Annotated in this window: 17 protein-coding genes, 3 tRNA genes and 1 pseudogene; 2 read left to right on the top strand and 19 right to left on the bottom strand. The window is 43.2% G+C overall.

All coding sequences use genetic code 11. The features are described from left to right. Positions 1-81: 81 nt before the first annotated feature. Positions 82-1,491, bottom strand: a complete 1,410-nt coding sequence (locus T357_RS0113815; protein ID WP_044917011.1) for a S1C family serine protease — start codon at positions 1,489-1,491, stop codon at positions 82-84. A 259-nt stretch (positions 1,492-1,750) separates the two neighbouring features. Here T357_RS0113815 and T357_RS0113810 point away from each other — a divergent pair, with 259 nt between their 5' ends. Then, positions 1,751-2,677, top strand: coding sequence for a diacylglycerol/lipid kinase family protein (locus T357_RS0113810; RefSeq protein ID WP_031553819.1), 927 nt, complete (start codon positions 1,751-1,753; stop codon positions 2,675-2,677). Between the two features lie 36 nt (positions 2,678-2,713). On the opposite strand, the gene ispF is transcribed toward T357_RS0113810, so the two are convergent. The 17 genes and pseudogenes from ispF to T357_RS0113725 form a co-directional block, all read right to left on the bottom strand. Beyond that, entirely contained in the window at positions 2,714-3,187 is a 474-nt protein-coding gene (gene ispF, locus T357_RS0113805) for a 2-C-methyl-D-erythritol 2,4-cyclodiphosphate synthase (RefSeq protein WP_031553816.1), read from the bottom strand. 107 nt (positions 3,188-3,294) lie between these two features. Continuing rightward, entirely contained in the window at positions 3,295-4,677 is a 1,383-nt protein-coding gene (locus T357_RS19385; protein WP_197027353.1) for a S41 family peptidase, read from the bottom strand. Positions 4,678-4,956: 279 nt separating this feature from the next. After that, complete coding sequence (locus T357_RS0113795; RefSeq protein WP_031553810.1) at positions 4,957-6,255, bottom strand: murein hydrolase activator EnvC family protein; 1,299 nt, start codon at positions 6,253-6,255, stop codon at positions 4,957-4,959. Further along, positions 6,252-7,160, bottom strand: coding sequence for a cell division protein FtsX (locus T357_RS0113790; RefSeq protein ID WP_031553807.1), 909 nt, complete (start codon positions 7,158-7,160; stop codon positions 6,252-6,254). The genes T357_RS0113795 and T357_RS0113790 overlap by 4 nt, the downstream gene beginning before the upstream one ends. A gap of 615 nt (positions 7,161-7,775) precedes the next feature. After that, positions 7,776-8,429 (bottom strand): annotated as a pseudogene (gene ftsE, locus T357_RS22230) (cell division ATP-binding protein FtsE); the annotation flags it as partial. 117 nt (positions 8,430-8,546) lie between these two features. Next, a complete protein-coding gene (locus T357_RS0113780) occupies positions 8,547-9,638 on the bottom strand; it encodes a PucR family transcriptional regulator (protein ID WP_031553802.1) in 1,092 nt (363 codons plus the stop codon). 486 nt (positions 9,639-10,124) lie between these two features. Continuing rightward, positions 10,125-11,237 carry an ABC transporter ATP-binding protein gene (locus T357_RS0113775; RefSeq protein ID WP_031553800.1) on the bottom strand — a complete coding sequence of 371 codons (1,113 nt, stop codon included), beginning with the start codon at positions 11,235-11,237 and terminating at the stop codon, positions 10,125-10,127. Positions 11,238-11,409: 172 nt separating this feature from the next. Continuing rightward, a complete protein-coding gene (locus T357_RS0113770; RefSeq protein WP_031553798.1) occupies positions 11,410-12,060 on the bottom strand; it encodes a S1-like domain-containing RNA-binding protein in 651 nt (216 codons plus the stop codon). Positions 12,061-12,232: 172 nt separating this feature from the next. Further along, positions 12,233-12,958 carry an acyl-[acyl-carrier-protein] thioesterase gene (locus T357_RS0113765; RefSeq protein WP_031553796.1) on the bottom strand — a complete coding sequence of 242 codons (726 nt, stop codon included), beginning with the start codon at positions 12,956-12,958 and terminating at the stop codon, positions 12,233-12,235. 223 nt (positions 12,959-13,181) lie between these two features. Beyond that, positions 13,182-13,661: a large conductance mechanosensitive channel protein MscL gene (gene mscL, locus T357_RS0113760; RefSeq protein ID WP_031553793.1), complete on the bottom strand. Its 480-nt coding sequence runs from the start codon at positions 13,659-13,661 to the stop codon at positions 13,182-13,184. Between the two features lie 179 nt (positions 13,662-13,840). Next, positions 13,841-14,671 (bottom strand): hypothetical protein, encoded by an 831-nt coding sequence (locus tag T357_RS0113755; RefSeq protein WP_031553791.1) that lies wholly within the window; start codon positions 14,669-14,671, stop codon positions 13,841-13,843. Positions 14,672-14,939: 268 nt separating this feature from the next. Next, positions 14,940-16,475 (bottom strand): hypothetical protein, encoded by a 1,536-nt coding sequence (locus T357_RS0113750; RefSeq protein ID WP_031553790.1) that lies wholly within the window; start codon positions 16,473-16,475, stop codon positions 14,940-14,942. A gap of 74 nt (positions 16,476-16,549) precedes the next feature. Beyond that, complete coding sequence (locus tag T357_RS0113745) at positions 16,550-17,422, bottom strand: ABC transporter ATP-binding protein (protein WP_031553788.1); 873 nt, start codon at positions 17,420-17,422, stop codon at positions 16,550-16,552. Beyond that, entirely contained in the window at positions 17,415-17,774 is a 360-nt protein-coding gene (locus T357_RS0113740; RefSeq protein WP_031553786.1) for a GntR family transcriptional regulator, read from the bottom strand. Before T357_RS0113740 ends, T357_RS0113745 begins: the two co-directional genes overlap by 8 nt. Positions 17,775-17,981: 207 nt before the next feature. Then, a tRNA-Gln gene (locus T357_RS0113735) sits at positions 17,982-18,053 on the bottom strand. 34 nt (positions 18,054-18,087) lie between these two features. Next, positions 18,088-18,159 (bottom strand) — tRNA-Gln (locus T357_RS0113730). A 319-nt stretch (positions 18,160-18,478) separates the two neighbouring features. Then, a complete protein-coding gene (locus T357_RS0113725; protein ID WP_049962436.1) occupies positions 18,479-19,609 on the bottom strand; it encodes an FAD:protein FMN transferase in 1,131 nt (376 codons plus the stop codon). Positions 19,610-19,870: 261 nt separating this feature from the next. On the opposite strand from T357_RS0113725, the gene T357_RS0113720 reads away from it, so the two are divergent. After that, a tRNA-Ser gene (locus tag T357_RS0113720) sits at positions 19,871-19,956 on the top strand. 42 nt (positions 19,957-19,998) lie between these two features. On the opposite strand, the gene dapA is transcribed toward T357_RS0113720, so the two are convergent. Beyond that, the gene (dapA, locus tag T357_RS0113715; RefSeq protein ID WP_031553781.1) at positions 19,999-20,910 is read right to left on the bottom strand and encodes a 4-hydroxy-tetrahydrodipicolinate synthase; all 912 of its coding nucleotides are present in this window, start codon (positions 20,908-20,910) and stop codon (positions 19,999-20,001) included. Positions 20,911-20,980 lie beyond the last annotated feature (70 nt).

Genomic DNA, 20,980 nt, shown 5'->3' with positions numbered 1-20,980 from the left:
AAGCCGGAGGACATCAATTGAAAAACTTGTCACAGCGACTCGTTTTTCAATTGATGCCCTCCGGCTGTAGATTACTTATTATTACTGATACTCATTGAAGAACTCTTCAAAGGTTCTCCAAAACTCATCGGAGTCCATAGAGTAGTTTTCGGAATTCTGGCTACTGCCATCATTTCCTGACTCACCGTTGTTTCTTGCGAAAGGATCGATACTCTCCTTCTGTCCGTCAGAGGAAGCATTATTTGAGGATGGTGACTGGCCCAGAACTACGTTAACATTAAGCTCGTCATACTTGTCACCGTTAGGTCTCTGAATAGTGAGAGTTACTGTTTCACCCACACGATATTTTGCAAGGATTGAAGATAGATCTGTAAAGTTCGTTACTCCCTGACCATTCATTGCGGTGATAATGTCTTTTTCCTGAAGTCCTTCGTTCTGAGCTGTTGAGCCTTCGATGAACTTATAGATAAATACACCCTGAGGCATTCCGAAGCTTTCGGCTGTTTGAGCATCAATGTTCTTTACCATGATGCCGAGGTAGCCTCTCTCTGATTCAGGGATCTCCTCACGTGTCTCAAGAGAAGAAAGTGAATCAACGATCTTCTTTGCCTTTGAGGAAGGGATGGAATAGCCCATGCCTTCTATGGATGTGGAGGTGTATTTTGCAACGTTAATGCCTATAACCTCACCCTTCATATTGATAAGAGCGCCGCCGGAATTACCCGGGTTAATTGCAGCATCGGTCTGAAGAAGACCTGAAGATGTGCCCTTGCTTGTGGCAACGTCTCTGTCCTTTGCTGAGATGATACCTGTGGTAACTGACTGACCGTAGCCGAGAGCATTACCGATAGCTACTACCTGATCTCCTACTTCCAGCTGATCGCTGTCACCGAGAGTTGCGACGGAAATAGCTTCCATTGTCTTTGTAGGGATGTTTTCAAGCTTTATTGCGATAAGAGCCAGATCTGCGGCTGCATCTGTTCCCTTTACAACGGCATCAACTGACTCGTCATCTATAAAGGTTACGGAAAGAGACTCAGAGGACTCAACCACGTGATTGTTTGTAAGAATGAGAAGCTCTGTGTCTGTCTTCTGCACTATCACACCCGAACCGCTGGCAGGCACTTCAGTTTCGTAACTCTGATAGTTTCCGAATATAGAGTAGCCATTCTGACGATACTTGACCATATTTGTTATTGCCACAACTGATGGCATGGCATTCTTTGCAACCTCAGTCACACTTGTAAATGACGAACTGACCGGTGCAGTCTGAATAGTTGATGGTGTACTTGTAGTAACCGGCGTGGATTCTGTTTCAACCGGTGTATTTGATTGTTCCCCTCCGGCAGGAGCTGTTTCGTTGACAGCATTAATTGATTTCTGATATGCAATTCCTGCATGCTGAGCAGCTATATTTACTCCAACCATTGAAGCGCCGGCTACAACGCCGAATAAAAGAGCTCCTGCAATGATTCCAGCTATTCGTTTCATTTTTTCCTCCTACCCGTGAATGCTACTGTATATGGATGTTACTGCCCCTAACATATGACGGAAAATCCGTGGGAACAGTTTGAGTAATTTCCTTTGATAATGTGTATCATACTTACTTTCTGTGTTCAATTTGTGTCTAATCAAAGTATTTTTTGTGTTGCTTATTTGAAGTTTGAATTTCGACTTATTTAATAGTCTTTTTATACATGAACAGATTTTTCGATGCTATACTCTCTGTTAGTTATAGCTTGGAGGACAAATGTATTATTTTATTGTAAACCCTGCGGCTACCAATGGTCGTGGACGTATAATCTGGGATAAGGTTCTCAGATATCTTAAAAAGACTGAAAATGCCGAAAATTTTGAGGCTTATATAACAGAAAAAACCGGGGATGCCCGTGATTATGCACATAGATTATCAGATGATCAGGAAACAAAAACCATTACTGTCATAGGTGGTGAGGGAACTTTCAATGAAGTTGTGGACGGAGTAAATATGGATGGAGATAATATTTCCCTCGCCTACATTCCCACAAACGCTGACAATGATGTGGCCCGTTCCTTCCGAAGGAAATATAACCTGAAAGCACAGTTGAAAAGACTTTTTAATGATTCGGATGAGGTACTTCTGGACTACGGAGTGTTAAACTGCTCTTCCATGAACAGAAGGTTTGCTGTCAGCTCCGGAATAGGACTTGATGCAGCCATCTTTCTTGATCTTTATGATGAAAAGTGCGCTTGTGAAAAGCAGAAGAAAAAGCTTGACCGTATTCAGAGATTTAACTATGTGAGAACGGTTATGAGGGAGCTTTTCAGAACAAAGCCCACAAAGGGGTATGTTATCCTGGATGGGAAAAAGCATGAATTTAACAACGTTTTGTTCATTTCCTGTCACGTTCATCCTTATGACGGCGGATACATGGTGTGCCCGGGTGCCAGTGGTAATGATGGCTGGCTTGATGTATGTATAGTCAGCACCAAGCAGAAGTGGCGCTGGTATATCATTCTGTTCTCAAGTATTTTCGGGCTTCATGTGACCCGTACCGGGGTTCATCTCTATCGCTGCAAGTCGGCAGAGATTCACATGACAGAGGCACTTCCCGCCCACGTGGACGGTGAGTCCATCGGAAAGCAGAAGGATTTTACACTGAACTGCATCCCGCAGAAGTTGAAGTTGAGGATTTAAAAAGAGCAGGCGAAAAATCGCCTGCTCTTTTTTGGTTTACAAATTTTCTATCAGCGCCACAGCCTGTGAACTGATGCCCTCACCTCTTCCGGTGAAGCCGAGATGCTCTTCTGTGGTGGCTTTTATGGAAACCTGATTTATATCAAGACCGAGGGCATCGGCAACATTCTTCCTCATTTCCGGAAGGAAGGTCATGAGCTTTGGTCTCTGAGCAATGATGGTGGAATCGATGTTTACAACTTTATATCCTTCTTTCTTCAGGATATTTCCAACTTCCTTCAAAAGCTTTATGGAATCTGCACCTTTATATGCAGGATCATTGTCAGGGAAATGCTGACCGATATCTCCCAATGCAGCAGCGCCTAAAAGAGCATCCATGATGGCGTGTACGATTACGTCCGCATCGCTGTGACCGTCAAGTCCAAGCTCGTAAGGCACTGTTACTCCGCCAAGGATAAGCTTTCTTCCGGGAACCAGTTTATGTACGTCATAGCCTGTACCTATTCTCATTTTTATCTCCATTCCGCCGCCTTTTTTATGTCGGCACTTCAGTAAAAAAATTTTCAGAATCGATCCGATGATGATCATGGATCATAAAACTATAGCAGGTTTTCGGTTCAGTTACCATTTACCAGGACTTCGATGGCCTTCTTCATCTGAAGGTCATCCTCCAGGGAAACCATGTACTCATCAGCTGTGCTGCCAAGCTGGATCTCGATGTCAGGAACTATACCTACCTTATGGATGTTGAGCCCTGATGGTATGTAGTAGTAATGGGTTGTGAACTCAACGGCAGAACCGTCGGCAAGTGTGGTCACTGTCTGAACTATTCCCTTACCGTAGGAGGTGGTGCCAATGACTTTTGCGACACCATAGTCATGAAGACAGCCTGAGAAAAGCTCTGCTGCAGAAGCTGAATTCTGGTTTTGCAAAATGATGATGGGGATGTTTATCTCGTGACCGTCGTTTGCGTACCACTCCTGTCCTTTTCCGTTTTTGTTTCTTGTATAGGCAAAAAGAGTCTTACCCTGCTGGAATTCCTTGTTTCCTTCAGTGAAGGTTGTCAGGTTATCAGGAAGTATATAGTCAAGCAGCGATGAAGCAATCTCAATGTCTCCACCTGTATTGCCCCTAAGGTCAATGATAAGTGCTTTAACCTGATCTTCGTTGATAAGCTTGTCAAGGGCTGCCTTAGCCTGCTTTCCTTCTGTACTGTAGAAGTTTCCGAAGGACATATAGCCTATTTCATCTGCTGAAAGACCTTGGGTTCCGGAACCTGAAATGACAGAATCCGGGATGGATATGCCAAGTCGGGACAGAGTTCCGCTGGTTACCTTAGGAACTTCCACATCGCCTCTTGTGATACGCATGGAGACTTCCTGATCACCTCTCTTTACAACGCAATCGAGAGAGGTGCCCTTGTCACCCTGAATCATATTCTGGACCACATAGGAAAGGGACATGTCGGAAATGTCTATGCCGTTAACCTTGTAAAGTATATCTCCGATCTGCATTCCGGCATTTTCGGCAGGGCTTCCCGGATATACTTCGATAACGATACACTCATTGGTATCCTCCATCTGATGAACTATGGCACCTATTCCGTAATAGGTTCCGTTCTGTTTGGATTTCCGATCGTTCATCTCTTCCACACTATAGTAGTGTGCATAAGGATCCTCGTCTGTGAGTGAGGCAAGAAGACCTTTATAGATGTATGTTTCAGCTTTTCCTGGATCTTCAGGGAACAGATAATTCTGATCTATAAGAGTCTGGAGAATGCCAAGCTTTCTGGCAAGAGCCGCCATATCGATGGAACCGGTTACGACAGTTGAATTGCCGGTTTCGGCAGAGGCCGTTTCACTTGCGACAGTGGTTTCCAAAGCTGTACCTTTATCCCCTGACTTAAGTTCTGAAGCACTCGCCAGAGAAAGGTAAGCATTACCGGAACCTCTGTGATTAAGGTAATCATTGATAAAAGGCGGGATGCCGAAAAAATACACATAAAAAGTACTGCCTCCTATGGTGAACATGATAAAAAGTCCAAGCAGGAAGCCGTAAACAAAGTCGAAATTTCCAAATAAATGTCTTTTGGGTTTTTCGATTTTCTGCGTAGTTTCGTTTTGATTTTCTGGTTGATTATTTATATTATTATCGTTTTGCATAAAGGATATTATATGTTGCCCCGGACTTTTATACAAAGAAAATTTTTATAAATTCATTTTATGGAAAAATGGAATTAAAAGCTCCCACCTGCGTAGTCTCAAGTGGGAGCTGAATTATCACAGATAATTTTCCGGATTTACATAGGAACCATTTTTACGTATGCCAAAGTGCAGGTGTGGTCCGGTTGAGTATCCTGTTGATCCGACAGATCCGATGCTTTCGCCCTGGGACACTTCATCACCTTCGGAAACATTGAGGCTGGACATATGCATGTAAACAGTGTAAGTGCCGCTTCCATGGCTTATCATGACGTAATTTCCGGCACTTGCGGAATAGGTGGCAATGACCACCGTGCCTGCTGCTGAAGCGATGACATTGGAGCCGCTGGGAGCTGCGATGTCGATGCCCTTGTGGTTGGAGCTTGCGCCCTCTGTGGGAGATTCTCTGTCGCCGTAACCGCTGGAGATTCTTCCGCTGCTTGGAACCGGCCAGGTGAATCCGCCGGTCATGGTTCTTGATTTGTAATCTGATTTTGCACTGTCAGGATCCCTGCCTTCGGCTTCAGCCTTTCTTCTGGCCTCTTCTTCGGCTTTCTTGCGGGCCTCCTCTTCCTGACGTTCTATCTCCCGCTCCATGGCTTCGATATTGGCCTCCTGGGCACTGATATCCTCATAGAGGTCATCTATCTTGCTCTGCTGACTCGCAATCTCACTTTGGGCATTTGAGATCTTTTCCTTGTAGGCGGCCAGTTCCTGATTTTTCTGGTCAAGAAGAGCCTGGAGACTCTGCTGCTTTGCAACCTCCTGATTCTGCAGGTCCAAAAGCTGGGCATTTTCTGCCTGAAGCTGAGTCTGGGTGTCGCTTACAAGCTGGCGGGTGGACTCATATTCTGCAAGTTTATCCCTGTCATATTTCGTTATCCTGCTGATGTACTCTGCTTTATTAAGAAGGTCAGACCAGCTCTTTGCATTCAGGATCATATCAATGAAATTGGTATCACCCTTCTCATACATGAATTTGATGCGAAGTTTCATGCTGGCGTACTGGTCGGATTCTGACTGGGTGGCTTTTGCAAGCTGATCCTGTGTGAACTCAATATCCAGCTGTTTCTGTGTAATGTAATTGTTGATGGTTATAAGCTCATTGGTCACTTCGGCCATGTCCTGATCCAGAGCTTTGATATAAGCTGCAGTATCTGATTTTAATGATTCAAGATCTTTGATTTTTTCATTGACCTTTTTCTGCTCCGATTCCAATGTATCTATCTTTGCTTTATTCTCATCTATTTTCTGCTTTGAGTTGTTTATGGACTGCTTTTCTTTTTCTGCCGCAAGGTTAGGCACGGTGGTGAAACAGAGAGACAGTGCCAGGGCAAGTGGCAGCAGTTGTATTTTTTTAAAATAATTTTTTCTCATACCCTTAAGGACTTTCTTATGGTGAAAAATGAAACTATAAAGCCTACTCCCACGCCGAGACCCAGGGCGATGATTACCATCATAGGGAAGATCGTTGTGATAGGTATAGGTGCAAAAAGTGTGCTAATGCTTAAGAAGTGATCATTCACATATGTAACAGCCTTTTCATAAATAAAGTACATTCCTATCAAAGGAATGACTGATCCGACAAAACCGAGAACCACTCCTTCCACAAGGAAAGGCAGACGGATCATAAAGTTTGTGGCTCCGATCATTTTCATGATCTCATTTTCTCTTCTTCTGAATCGGGCAGCGACTGTGATTGTATTGGAAATAAGAAACACCGAAACTGCCAAAAGTATGCCTATAATGATGAGGCTAAGGGAGGAAATGATGTTGTTTACGGTACTCAGTCCCTTTACGGCTGCATTGGAATAGTTGACCTGCCTCACTGAATCAAAAGTGTACAACCAGTCAACTATGGCCTTTTGATCATCGATATCGTTAAGGAATAACTCGTAGCTCTGGGAGCCTGCCAGAGGATTGTCCTCGGCAAAAGCCTGAGCCAGAAGTTCGTTGTTGGCAAAATAATCCGACTTAAATTCAGCCCATGCATCTTCAGCAGAAGTATAATGTGCGCTTTTAACTTCTTCTCTTTCTATGATGGCCTGTCCCACAGACTGTACAGTTTCGGGAGATGCATCATCATTGAAAAAGACGGTGATACCTACTGTGGTTTCCGCATTTTGTGCCATGTTCTGAACATTGGAAACGATGGCAAAGAAAAGGCAAAAAAGAAAAATACAGGCGGCTATAGTTGCCGTTGAGGCCGCAGAAAAAAGGAAGTTGTGACCCATGTTTTTAAAACCGGAGCGGATGCAGTAGCCCCAGGCATTTGGTTTCATCATTTATGCATCCTCCTTTCCGATTTTATGATGCGGGCGGTGTGAGCCCTTCAGACCGCGGCGGGGCTTCTCAGTCGGGTTCGGTTTGATTTCAGGCATATAGTAGCCGGATTTTGAGGAAACAGAATGATCTTCAACAGAGTTGTCAGCGGGTTGTTCTGTTTCATTTGAGGAATCTGATGCCTTCCCGGCAGAAGGTCTGATTTCAGAATCCGGCTGTTTATCAGAAACATCAATGGCATCATCTGATGTATCCGGCTGTTTATCAGGAACATTAACTGTATCAGTTGATGTTTCAGGCTGGCTTTCAGCTGTCTCGGGTTCTGCCCAGTCCTCATCCCAATCGTCTTCCCAATTACAGCCTTCTTCAGGTTCTTCATAAGGCTCATCAAAATCATCCTCAGAAGTATCATCACTTGTTTCGAAGGCGTCTTCCTCGTAATCCTCTTCGGAAGACTTTTCGATGCTTTCTTTTGATCTGTCCCCAGGCTTCGGTTCACCTGCCTTTTCTGTATTACTGTCTAAACTTGTAGCAGTATTAATCCCAGCGTTTTCGGCTGCGACTGCGGAAACGCCGACTCTTATCTCAGTGGTTCCGGACTCCTCCGGTACAGTATCTGAAATAATCTCCCCCAGTGACATGCGGACAGTGCGCTTTTTCATACGATTAACCATTTCACGGTCATGGGTGATGACTATAACTGTTGTTCCCTGGGCATTTATACGTTCAAGAAGATGCATGATTTCCAGGGCATTTTCGTGGTCAAGATTTCCTGTCGGTTCATCGGCGATCAGAATCTCGGGGCGGTTTACAAGAGCTCTTGCAATGGCTGTACGCTGCTGCTCTCCGCCGCTAAGCTGTCTTGGATACGAACGGCTCTTGGAGCTTAGTCCGGTGAGTTCCATGATTCTTGAAACATTTTCTTCTATCTCAGCATTGGTCTTTCCGATGATAAGCTGGGCAAAGGCAATGTTTTCGTAAACCGAACGGTCTTCAAGGAGTCTGAAGTCCTGAAAAACCACTCCCAGGCGTCGGCGGTACTTAGGTATGTGGCGTCTGCGGAGATGTGTAAGGTCAGTGTCATTAACAACGATGTAACCCTCGTCGGGATCCAGTTCCTTGGTGAGGAGGCGGACTAATGTTGACTTGCCGGAACCGCTTCGTCCGACAATAAAGCAGAATTCGCCGTCTTGTATCCGGAGGTTAAAACTATTCAGTGCAGTGACACCGTTTTTATAAGTTTTGGTAACATTATTGAATTCTATCATTTAAATGGATTCTTTCTGTGGATTTTAAAGTGCAATTATATAATAAAAAAAAGCCGGCTAATGTGTAAACACTAATAACCGGCTTTTATCTTTTGATTTTCTTACTATTTTTTTTAATCAGTAGTTTATAGACTCCATATACTTCATGTATTTAACTACCATAAGTGCGATCTTAAATGTTATGGCATCGTCAAATACTCTCAGGTCAAGACCGGTGGAGCGCTGAAGCTTGTCCAGTCTGTAAACAAGAGTGTTTCTATGGATGTAAAGCTGTCTTGAAGTCTCTGAAACATTAAGATTGTTCTCAAAGAACTTATTGATGGTTGTGAGGGTTTCCTCGTCAAACTCATCAGGAGAAATGCTTGTAAAGATTTCCTTGATGAACATCTTGCAAAGAGGAAGCGGAAGCTGATAGATCAGACGTCCGATACCCAGACGGTTGTAGGCAATGATGTTTCTGTCTTCGTAGAAAATCTTGCCAACCTCAAGAGCCATCTTAGCTTCCTTGTATGACTTTGATACATCCTTGATCTCGTTAACAACGGTACCAAAGCTTACACGGGCCTGGATCATAGCCTCTGTCTCCAGCATGTCGAGGATGGTTTCTCCTACATGATAGATTTCTTCGGCAGATTCATTGGGCTTGACTTCCTTAACGACGATAACATTCTTCTCATCTACAGCAGTTACGAAGTCCTTTGTCTTTGTGGCGAAAAGAGTCTTTAATGCATCAAGGGCTCCTGAATCATTGGTACCCTTATCTGTTTCAATGATGTAAACCACGCGCTTTACGCCGATATCGATGTGGAGTTTCTTTGCGCGGTTATAAATGTCAACCAGAAGAAGGTTATCGAGAAGAAGATTCTTAACAAAGTTGTCCTTGTCGAACTTCTCTTTATATGCAACCAGAAGTGTCTGAATCTGGAAAGCTGCAAGCTTACCTACCATATATACATCATCTGTGTCGCCTTTTGCTATAAGAACATATTCAAGCTGGTGTTCATCAAATATCTTGAAGAACTGGTATCCTCCCACTGCCTGGCTGTCTGCCTGAGACTCTGCGAAGGAAGAGACCATAGCTTCTGTATACTGATCATCTGAGAAAGTTGAAGCAAGAATTTTGCCATCAATATCAGCGATAGCAATATCAACTCTTGTAATGCCTTTAAGTGAGTCAATCGTGCTCTGTAAGACCTGATTTGATATCATAGTAACTCCTATCTGAATGTAAAAATGTAGTATCATCCTCTACTACACATAATTACAATTATTTTACTAAAATCAACTTTCAAGTGCAAGATTTCCCGGAATATTTATTTTTTTCGTGGGGGAGGCCGCTGGTAACAGTTCAGCCGGGGCACAAGCAGGGCCGAGCGGTGGGCATCCATTTGAATGCGGGTCGCCTCGTCGGAAAAATTTAAGACAGACCCCCTAAGAACCACTAAGGCCCTCGCCAATGTCAGAGTTCTCTTTATGACAACATCTGACTTGGCGAGGGGGCTAAGGAAAAAGGAAACCAAGTGGTTCTAAGGGGGTCTGTCTTAATTTTTCTCGACTCGGCTCAACGCATTCAAATGGATGCCCACCGCTCGGCCCTTCATGTGCTCCGGCTGAACTGTTACCAGCTAAAAAAATAACCCCGGAACGATTTATGTTCCGGGGGAATGAAATCTTTTATGAAGGGATTGATCCAAATTAGTTTGTGATGGTCTTCTCTGTGTCCTTATCGAATACGTGGATCTTTGACTCATCAATAGCGAATGTAACATTAGATCCTGTACGAGCTGCTGTCTTAGGGTTAACTCTTGCTACCCATGAAGCATCTCCTAAATCGAAGTAAAGGAGTGTCTCAGCACCGAGCATCTCATAAACCTTGATCTCAGCCTGTAATGTCTGTCTCTGGTGAGCTTTTACGAAATCTTCTTCGTCATGGATGTGCTCAGGTCTGATACCGAGAGTAACAGTCTTTCCGATGTATCCGCCTTCCTTAAGCTTTGCAGCCTTGGCAGGACTGAGAGCGATTGTGTGACCTGCAAATGTAAGAGTTACCTCTCCGTTTGCCTCGCCGCACTCTGCGTCGATCATATTCATCTGAGGAGAACCGATGAATCCGGCAACGAACTTGTTGCAAGGTGTGTCATAAAGATTCTCAGGAGAATCAACCTGCTGAATGATACCATCCTTAAGAACAACGATTCTTGTTCCGAGAGTCATAGCCTCTGTCTGATCGTGTGTTACATAGATGATAGTTGTCTCAAGTGACTTGTGAAGCTTAGCAATCTCTACACGCATCTGTGCACGAAGCTTTGCGTCAAGGTTTGAAAGAGGCTCGTCCATAAGGAATACCTTAGGTCTACGAACGATTGCACGTCCCATAGCAACACGCTGTCTCTGTCCACCTGAAAGAGCCTTTGGCTTTCTGTCAAGAAGGTGCTCAAGGTCAAGGATTCTTGCTGCCTCATGTACCTTCTGATCGATCTCATCCTTAGGAACCTTACGAAGCTTAAGACCAAATGCCATGTTGTCATATACTGACATATGAGGATACAGAGCGTAGTTCTGGAATACCATTGCGATATCTCTGTCCTTAGGCTCTACATCATTCATTCTCTTGCCATCGATGAGGAGGTCACCGCTTGAGATATCCTCAAGACCTGCGATCATACGAAGTGTGGTTGACTTTCCACATCCTGAAGGACCTACGAAAATGATAAATTCCTGATCCTTTACATCAAGGTTGAACTTCTTAACGGCTTCAAAACCGTTTGAATATTTCTTGGTTACATCTTTAAGAACTACACTTGCCATAGTTTCATGTCTCCTTACTGAGTTAAATACGTTGGTTAACAAAGAGATTCAATCACTCGCTCTTTGTGACAATGTGTATGATACTCCAACGCATATTTAATCTCTACGGCACAGCTACCCAAAAAAAGCTGTGAATATTTAGACAAAGTGTCAGACAGGAAAACCGGTTTTGTTAATAAAGACAAAAAATCGAAGTTTTTGTTATCTTAATCTTGCCTTCTTTCAGCAATTTGCCTACAGAACGCTTGAAAGCAGCCTTTGACATGCCGAAATCCCGCTGAATTTCGTCAGGTTGTACAGTTTTGTCGGTGTATGGAACATGTCCTCCGAACTTTTCTGTCAATATCTTCAAAACCTCATCGGCATTTTGCTCATAAAAATAGCTCTTAATTTCGTCATTTTTAATAACGGTGGCGTCAGTATGCTTCTTTGTGTACATAGTTGCTGCAAGGCGCTGTGAGTGGTCCACATAAAGATATACTTCCACAGAGTCTCCTTTTTTTACCTCATATCTCATTTCGTGATATGGAAGCAGTACATCTCTTTCAAGGCCAATGTCTACAAATGCACCGATCTTGGTGACATCCTTAACCATAACCTTTGCTATCTCTCCCACTGCCACAAGCGGCTTCTGGGTGGTTGCTATAAGACGGTCTCTGGAATCCTTGTAAACAAATACCGATAATTCATCTCCTATTGTTTTTCCGTTGGGAACCTGCTTTTTCGGAAGAAGGACTGAGGCACCTTCATTGTCCTCAAGATAAACTCCGAAATCCTTTTCTCTTGCAATCTTAAGTGTTTGCATCTTTCCTAATTCGATCATAATAAAACCTTTCTATAAAGCATTATTGGCCGGTAAATATCGGCGCTGTTTAATTGATTGAAAATTTTCAAAACGTGTTGTAAATAAAAATGTCTTAACCGATAGCCGGTTAGATTAACATCTGCATGTCAGAGACATAAATAGTTGGGAAACTTACGGTAAGAAGGTTGATTTACAGAAATTCTATATTACAGAATACATCCCCTGTCTCTGAACGGAGACTTACTACTATTCCTCCGTCCGGGCTCTTTCCGTACATTGGGATCATGATGTCTCCGAGAACAGCTGCCTTTCGGTATTCTGCCCTTATACGGCCTGAAGTAAAGCTTTCCTTTCCTTCAGTTACGGCTGAAAGCACATCGTCAGCGATCTGAAGATACTGGGCATTGTTTACATGATGGTTGGTATCTATGTGATGTGGCTCGATCTTGATGGCAGGCGTCTCTATCATTTCCTCCGGTTCCTGAACCTTGCGGTCTCCCGCCGGAAGCTTAAGGACATCTTCAAGTGCACCAAAAGAACTGAGCATTTCGTCATCTATTTTGACCGGACGAAGTCTCTCTGTGTCGTAGCAGAACCAAATGCTGTTGGCCTTTAAAATATATTTACCGGCAGCATCCTTTATCCAGAAATTTCTGTGGCCAAGTACCCCTCTGAAAGCATGAGGGCTTGTACCTACAGTGATGGTCTCATACAATTTGGGCATTCTTTCTACGTAAATGTCCCAGTAGCTAAGAAGCCATGCTTTATGGAGTTCATTCAACCTGTCCAGTGTCAGTCCAATGTCAGCACTATGAAAAGTACTGCAGTCCTGAAGATAATTGACCAACGCAGTTATGGTAATATGCTGCGATCCCCCAACTTCCGAATATCTTACTCTCTCTTTTATTTCGTACATAAATGTCCTCTGAATCTAAAAAAGCAGGTTCTACGTTCCCGTAAAACCTGCCTGAAATGTATGGTTTATAGGTGTTACGTCATTAGATGTGGCTGTTATCTCGTCCAACAGCGATGCAAGTATATTAAACGCTATTTGAAATAAAATCAAGCAGAAAAATAGTCAGGAGTCGGTGGGCATCCATTTGGATGCCCACCGACTCCTGACGGACGGTTATAATTTATTACGCATTGAGCTCAGCCGGATCGATCTTGAAGCCCTCAAGCTTTGATGTACAGTGAGGACATCTTGTTGCCTCAATGCTGATCTCTGACTTGCAGTATGGACACTCCTTGGTCTTTGCTGGCTCTTCAGCAGAAGCTTCCTCTTCCTTGCGGAGCTTGTTGATGCCCTTTACAAAAAGAAATACAACAAAAGCCATGATAAGGAATGAAATAGCCTCTGTGATGAATTTACCGTAAGCAAAAACCGCACCTTCCTCTACTGCCTGAGAAAATACCTTTGTAGTCTGACCTGCAAGCGGTACGAACATATTGCTGAAATCCAGTTTTCCGGTAAATACGGAAAGCAGCGGCATAACCAGATAATCAACTATGCCCTTGACCAAAGAAGTAAATGCAGAACCGATGATCATACCTACAGCCAGGTCGATCATATTACCTTTGATCGCAAATTCCTTAAACTCTTTCATGAAACCCTTCATATTTTTTTACCCCCTCTGTTCAAAGATTAAATAATCCTAAAGAGTTATAAATTTTTAATACCACTATTTTACTCTTTCAGAATAGAAATAGCCATAAAAAAATGGACAAAAAAGAGAACGAATAAAGGCAATACTCGTTCTCTTTGTATTATTTGGTTATTTGTGTTTTGAGTGATCTGTTATTGAACTAAAGCTCCGTCGCTTCCAACATAATGAGTTCCAAGCTCATCGGAAACGTATGTATTCACATCCATGAATCCGTTGGCTCCAAGGTGATAACATTTACCATCGGACTCAAAAACCCATCTGTTGGTTACAGGGATACCGTTCTCAAGATATACCCATCCATAAGGCTGCCATAACTGCCATTTGTCTGCTGTGGCTGCCTGCTGATCGGGTGTCTGAGTTGAATTCTGTGAAGAGTTCTGGGTATCATTTTTCATTGCATCTGCTGGTGTAGCACCTGAAGCAGTGTTTGAACCGGATGAGCCTGATGTATTACCGTTAGGTGTAATTGCTGAAGAACCGGAACTGTTTGATGAAGCAAGTGACTTAAGAAAATCGCTGTCAACTTCAAGTGTATCAGATTCTGCATATGACTTTTCAGAGTCACCTTTATTTTTCTTTCCTGCAGTAATCTTAAAGGTGTATGATCCCGTACGGTTTATATTTTTGATGTAGCTTGTAAGCTCCAATTTGCCGGTGGTTGTGGATGCAGTTATGCTTCCGTTCTTTTTAGCTTCGCTTGTGCGGTTTTTGTCATCAACATATATGGTTATCGTACCTGAGGATTTGTCCTCAGCTTCTGTCCAGGTTGCGTAAACGTGCGTTTTTCCTTTGGAATCTTCCGAAGTATCCCAGGATGCATCGGATACAGAGTAGTCTTTTTCGTCTTCTTCATCGTCATCTTTCTTTGCAAACGCTGTGATTTCACCGAGATATGCGCTTACAGGTGATGAGGTTGCGAGAATTGCTGCCATCATTATAGCTGATAATCTTTTTAATTTCATTGTTTCCTCCATACTGGGTTCTACCCTCTGAAATCGCGAGACTGTAAACTATGTCCCTCTCAAGGATCCGCGTCTGTTGAACTGATTGAATCCCTTTTTTGAACCCATGATAATGATAATACAAGAAACGGATTTTTGAAAACCTTTATCAAAGATTTAATTAAAAAGTAGATAAATGTATAAAAAAGTTCAGCATAATGTAATCCACCGGGGACGGTTCTCTCCGAAGAGAACCGCCCCCGATGGATTTCCAGGTGGATAGATCAGTCTATTCGGTTTTTAGCAGCTCTTTATGGTTAGCTCTGTAATCAAGGAATTCTTTCAGTGTCATAGCTTCAAAATCACCATAATTCAGGCTTCCGGTTTCCTTGTTTATGATGGGATAAACGTTCACATCACAATATCTGCTGATCTCTTCAAGCTCCGGCTCTGAAAACGGATAATCTCCCGTGTAGCTGTAATCATTATATTCACGGTAGTCATCCTCCGCTTTTTTATTGCAAACTTCAAAGTCTATTGAGCTGTATCCGCTTTTTCTGCGGTTATAAAATCTTGAGGTGGATTTTTTGCGGTATTCTTCCATTTTATCAACTATAGCTTTGTATTCCGCCTTGTTTTCTGTAGGTATCATGAGGGTGAAGGAGACATTGGCATAATTTTCATTATAGTAGTCAGAATTATCCACGCCCAGGTCTTCAAGCTTTACGTCTGCCCTGTATTGGTAACATAGGTATTTTTCTGAGTAAAGGTTGTAAGGCAGATTACTGAGACCAAAGCCTTCGGTGAACCATCCCGCTTCTGCAAACGCCATGGTTCCGATACAAAAGGCAAGAAACATGGCAATAGGCTTAAGGGAAATCTTAATTGACCTTTTATAAATAAAAGATGCCACAATGTAGATAAAGAACAAAAGCAGGTATATGAATCCCAGTCCTTCGATGCTGTCTGATACTACCGTCCATGAAAGGTCCATAAGGATCAGAAGGAGGTAAACATTGATGATAAATGGGTATGAAAGGATATCATCGGACAACTGTTCGGCACGTTCTGCTTTTCTGTTTATAAAGTGATGCCTTAGAAGTATCACGGATAAAACTGCAAATACAGACATTGGCAGCAAATAAAGTGTCATGAAGCCGGTGTCACTGTATTCAGGTTCAAGAAGTGCCCCGATGTTTATAAAAAACATGGATATGGGGGATAACAGTGTGCCTATCTGGTTCACAAGGCTGTCTGATGGGATATTCCGGCCGGCAATCATGGAGTACATAAATGACATTACAGAGACGGATACTATTACGGGCAGAACTGTATATGCGCCTATCATAACCACGCCGTCAAATACTGAATTTGTAAGTGTATAGACAGCTGAGTGGAATAAGGTGAGGACAGCAATGGAAAAGGCGGAAAAAAGCTGCAGGGACACAAAGGTTCTCAGGAGTATGACGCTGCGGGCACGAAGGAGCCATACAAGGGTGGTTCCTGCAAAAAAGCAGCCGTAGGATAAAAGCCAGGTCAGAAACAGATTCGTAATGAGCTGCTCTTTTCGTGAAACCGGCAGTGAAAAATACATGTCGACACTGCTCTTTCTATGGATGTATGCAAACAGATATACAGGCATCGCCATGGTGAGCAGTATGGAGAGATCACAGCCGATGTTGGCGCTGGTTATAAAGACGTCTTTAGGGTATTCGGGATCGAAGCTTGTAAAAGGGATAAGCTGAAATCCTATGTATATCAGAATAAAAAACAGGAGTGATACCTTTCTGCTTTTTATCAGCCATTTGAAATAATTCTTATTCATAATAATCTCCGTTCCGGGGTATGGTTCCCGGTAAAAAGTTTTGTATCTTTAAAACAGCTTAGGCATTCGTTGGATCAATGCTTTTTATCAAGCTCATAGATGAATAGTTCTTCAAAGTTTATCGGAAGGATATTGAGAAGCATGGGGTTCATTTCCCGAAGTTTTGCTTCGACAGTTTCCATGTCTCCCCTGATCACAAGCTTGTATACCTGGCCTTCCTTTTCGAACTGGAGCACATCCAGATCCCTGAAGTCTTCCTTTGTGTGTTCATCTGTGAAAGCCAGCTGGTACTTGTTGATATTTTCCTTTGACTCCGCAAGGTCGCCGCCTCTCATTATGCTTCCGTTTTCAAGCATTGCGAAGCTGTCGCAGATGTCCTCCAGCTCCTTAAGGCTGTGTGAGGATATGACAACGGAAACCTCTTCATCCTCCAAAAGTCCGGTGAGAGCTTGTTTAAAATGAAGTCTGGCAAGAGGCTCCAGTCCGTCGTAGGCTTCGTCCAAAAGAAGAAGTTTGGGATGGATGGATAATGCAAAAAGCAGGGACACTCTCCGCTTCATTCCCTTTGAAAAGGTTGAAATGGAAGCTTTTGGGCTTAGCTCAAACATGTCGAGGTATTTAGTGAAGGCATCGGGATCAAAGTTGTACATGGACTCATAAAAAAGCTTCAGGCTTTCGATGGTGGAGCCTATGGGGAAATAAGCTTCATCACTGACAAAGGCGATTTTCTTTTTGGTTTCCATGTCGTGGTAAGTGCTTTTTTCATCCAGCATTATGCTGCCCGTTTCGGGTTCGTAGACTCCTGCTATGGAACGGAGCAATGTTGATTTTCCTGCCCCGTTTATGCCTACTAATCCCACGATGGATTTATCATTGACTGTAAGATTCAGATCTTTCAGTACCTCTTTCTTTCCGAAGTTTTTGGACAAATGTTCAATCTTAAGCATTGTGATCCTCCTCATAAAGTTTATCGATGGCTTTTAGGATCTCTTCTTTTGTTATGCCGCTGTTTTTAAGGGGTTTGAGCAGAGCTTCTATTTGGATGAGTCTGGAGTTTTCCGGATTGACCTCTGCGACATAAACACCTTTTTTAGGCAGGTTGTAAACGTATCCCTTTTGCTCCAACAGAGCATAGGCTTTGGCAACAGTATTGGGATTAATGCCGTTTTCCGTAGCCAGCTGCCGTACAGAGGGAAGTTTGTCGCCGGGATTCATTACACCAGCTTCTATAAAGCTTAGTATCTGAGCCTGTATTTGTTCAAAAATGGGCTCCTTGCTTTGAAGGTTCAATAAAAACATAGTTCACCTCTAAAACTGTATCACTTGTACCATCTGTATTAACTGTACTACTACTATTGAAATAAGTCAAGACCTTGAAAGCCGGAACCGGCGGATAATTGAATAAGACACGCAGAATAACGATAAAAGGCAATCTGCGTGTCTGAATAGACATACTAACGCCATGGAATCAAAAAAACCGATCCACATCATGTGAACCGGTTCTAGCAGCGCTACCAGGATTCGAACCTGGGAATGACGGAATCAGAATCCGTTGCCTTACCACTTGGCGACAGCGCTATATTAAATTGTTTTACTTGTAAGGCTACAAGAGCAGCGCTACCAGGATTCGAACCTGGGAATGACGGAATCAGAATCCGTTGCCTTACCACTTGGCGACAGCGCTAAAATAATTCGTCGCTTCAAGCGACTTGTATATACTACATGAAGGTGCAATTCTTGTCAACAGGATTTTAAAAAAGAAACCGGATTCTCATTAGAAATAAAAAAGAAAAAATGATTTTTGAAATGTTTGGCTTGATTTCGATATGTCTGACGGAACAAAGTTCATCGGAGGCGGTTCTCAACCCGAAAAAGTAATCCACCGGAGGCGGTTCTCACCGGCGAGAACCGTCCCCGGTGGATTTGGAGAACCATCCTTCCGGTGAAATACTGCCTCAAACTGGGATAGTTTGAGGCAACTAATTCAGGTATTGTGATATTTTTCAGTTTTTAGTAAATTCTTCAAATCCGTCTGTAAAGGTCTTTGTTCCGTCGGCGGAGATCCACATTACTTCTATCCTGCCCACTCTGTCGCTCTTTCCAAGCACGCTGGTGCCGTCGGAAACAGACTTTATAAGCTTCTTTCCGTCTTCGATGCTCATACTGAAAAGTGCAGTGGACAGCGCATCAGCCAATGCCGAATCATGAGTAAGGATTGTAACGCTTCGGTGGTAGGCTGCGGGATAAAGGGTATCGGGATCAATGATGTGATGATAACGCTTGCCGTCTACAACATAGTAGCGTTCGTAATCCCCGGAAGTAACCAGAGACATGCCATCCAGATAAGTCATGGCTGAATACTGGTCTCCTGTCTGGGAGTCACGGTAGGTGGGGTTTTCAACGGGACATACCCATTTATCTTTATTGTCCTTTAGTCCTATTGCCCGGAGATTTCCTCCGAGATTAAGCATGAAACTGTCTGATCCTGCTGACTCAATGAGCCTTGCGGCGTCTTCTGTGGCGTAGCCCTTTGCTATGCCGCCTACATCGAGACTCATTTCAGGATCCTGAAGGTAGATGGTTCCTTCTGCTTCATCGATGATGATGTCATTTATGTCAGTATGTTTGACCGCTTCTTTCAATGCATTCTCGTCCGGCAGCTCGCCCTTTTCAGGATTTGCCATACCTATCTCACGCTTTTCGTGCCAGAGCCTCAAAACTGCGCCATAGGCTATGTTTACTTTGCCGTTGGTGAGGGAGTAAATATCCTTGCCCCATTTCACAAGCTCTATGAGTTTTTCATCAACCTTTACCGGCTGTATGCCTGCGTTGTCATTGACGGTCTTAAGGTTATTTATGCCATCGTAGTCATTGTAAATATCAAAAAGCTGATGCTCCTTCAGAAGAAGCTCGTGGGAAGCATTATAACGCTCCTTGAAGGTTTCCTCGTTTGCTTCATAACCGATCTCCATGGATATGGTATCAAACACATCAAGAAACTGAGCGGTAAAGCGCTCCTTCTTTTCAGGTGCAGCAACAGGAACGGAAGCGCAGCCTGTTGAGAATGTAATTACAGCTGCCGAAAACACAGCAACTGCGTTTCTGAAATTGTTGTTAAATAATGATAATTTCAAATCTTGCCTCTTTTTTTTGATTGATTATTTGGAGGTAACGCTTCACTCGTGACATGCGTAGGACAGAGCTGACAGACAGGTTCTGGACCATGGTATGCATCAAATGAACAATTACATTCGGTGATTATATCACAGGATATTGAAATTTCTCAAAAAAGCGTGTGAAAACCTGAATATTTCATACCCTGACTCTCAGGTCATGGGTAATTGACATTTGACTTTGCTGTTTTGGTGTATTATATTTTTTAGGTATGATTTTTTGGAGATGTACCCAAGAGGCCGAAGGGGGCGCACTCGAAATGCGCTAGGTCGGAAACGGCGCCAGGGTTCAAATCCCTGCATCTCCGCTAAAAAACCGTCGGGAAGTGTGTCCCGGCGGTTTTTTATGGTCAGCTCATTCCATTTGCTTTATTTTCGGCAAGATTTTTCTTAATTGCCTCTATTTTTTCATCCGGAATCATATTAAACGGTGCACGGCAAAGACCTACATCATAACCCATAAGTCTTACTGCAGTCTTTACAACAGTATTTGGATTGGCTCCTGCAAAATTCTCTCTGAATGGTGCAATGGCGTCCTGATACTTTTTAGCCTCATCCCAGTTTCCTGCCACATACTCATTATAGATCATTGCCATATTATGAGGATAAGCATTGGCACAACCTGAGATTCCACCTGTTCCACCTGCCTTAAGTGTCCAGAGAATCAGCTGGTCATTACCCGAGAGAACAGCAAATTTACCATCCTTTCTTGATTTTCCTGCATCAATATATCCAAGGATATTTTTGAAATCTCCACCGGAATCCTTGGCACCGACAATATTATCAACCTGTGCAAGCTTTCCTACTGTTTTAGGATCAATCCTGTTACCTGTACGGGCAGGAATATTATAAAGAACTATAGGCATCTCAGGAACAGCTGCTGCAACTGTCTCATAATGTCTCTGTATCTCATCCTGTGAGGCCGCAGCAAAGGATGGAGTGATGATAGAAAGAACATCTGCGCCGCAAGCCTCAGCCATCTTGGACTGTTCGATAGTTTCCTTTGTGGAAACGCATCCTGTTCCGGCATAAACAGGAACTCTACCATTCACATGCTTAACAACTGTTGAAAGGACAAGTTCCTTTTCCTTTCCGTTCAGGATATATCCCTCACCATTTGTTCCGAAACAGAATATCGCATGTATTCCTGCTTCTATCATTCTATCGCACTGTTCTTTAAGAACATCAACATTGATGGATTCATCCTCTCTCATAGGAGTGATGATTGGTACAATGATGCCTTTGATATCTACCTGTTTCATTATAATTCTCCTTTTATTAATATATGTATATCTTGTGCTCTGATAGCTACAGTTTAACATTACAAACGGA

This window comes from Oribacterium sp. FC2011 (genome assembly GCF_000701645.1).
Taxonomy (GTDB): domain Bacteria; phylum Bacillota; class Clostridia; order Lachnospirales; family Lachnospiraceae; genus Oribacterium.
The sequence above is the reverse complement of the archived record's forward strand: the minus strand, read 5'-3'. Positions and strand labels throughout refer to the sequence as shown.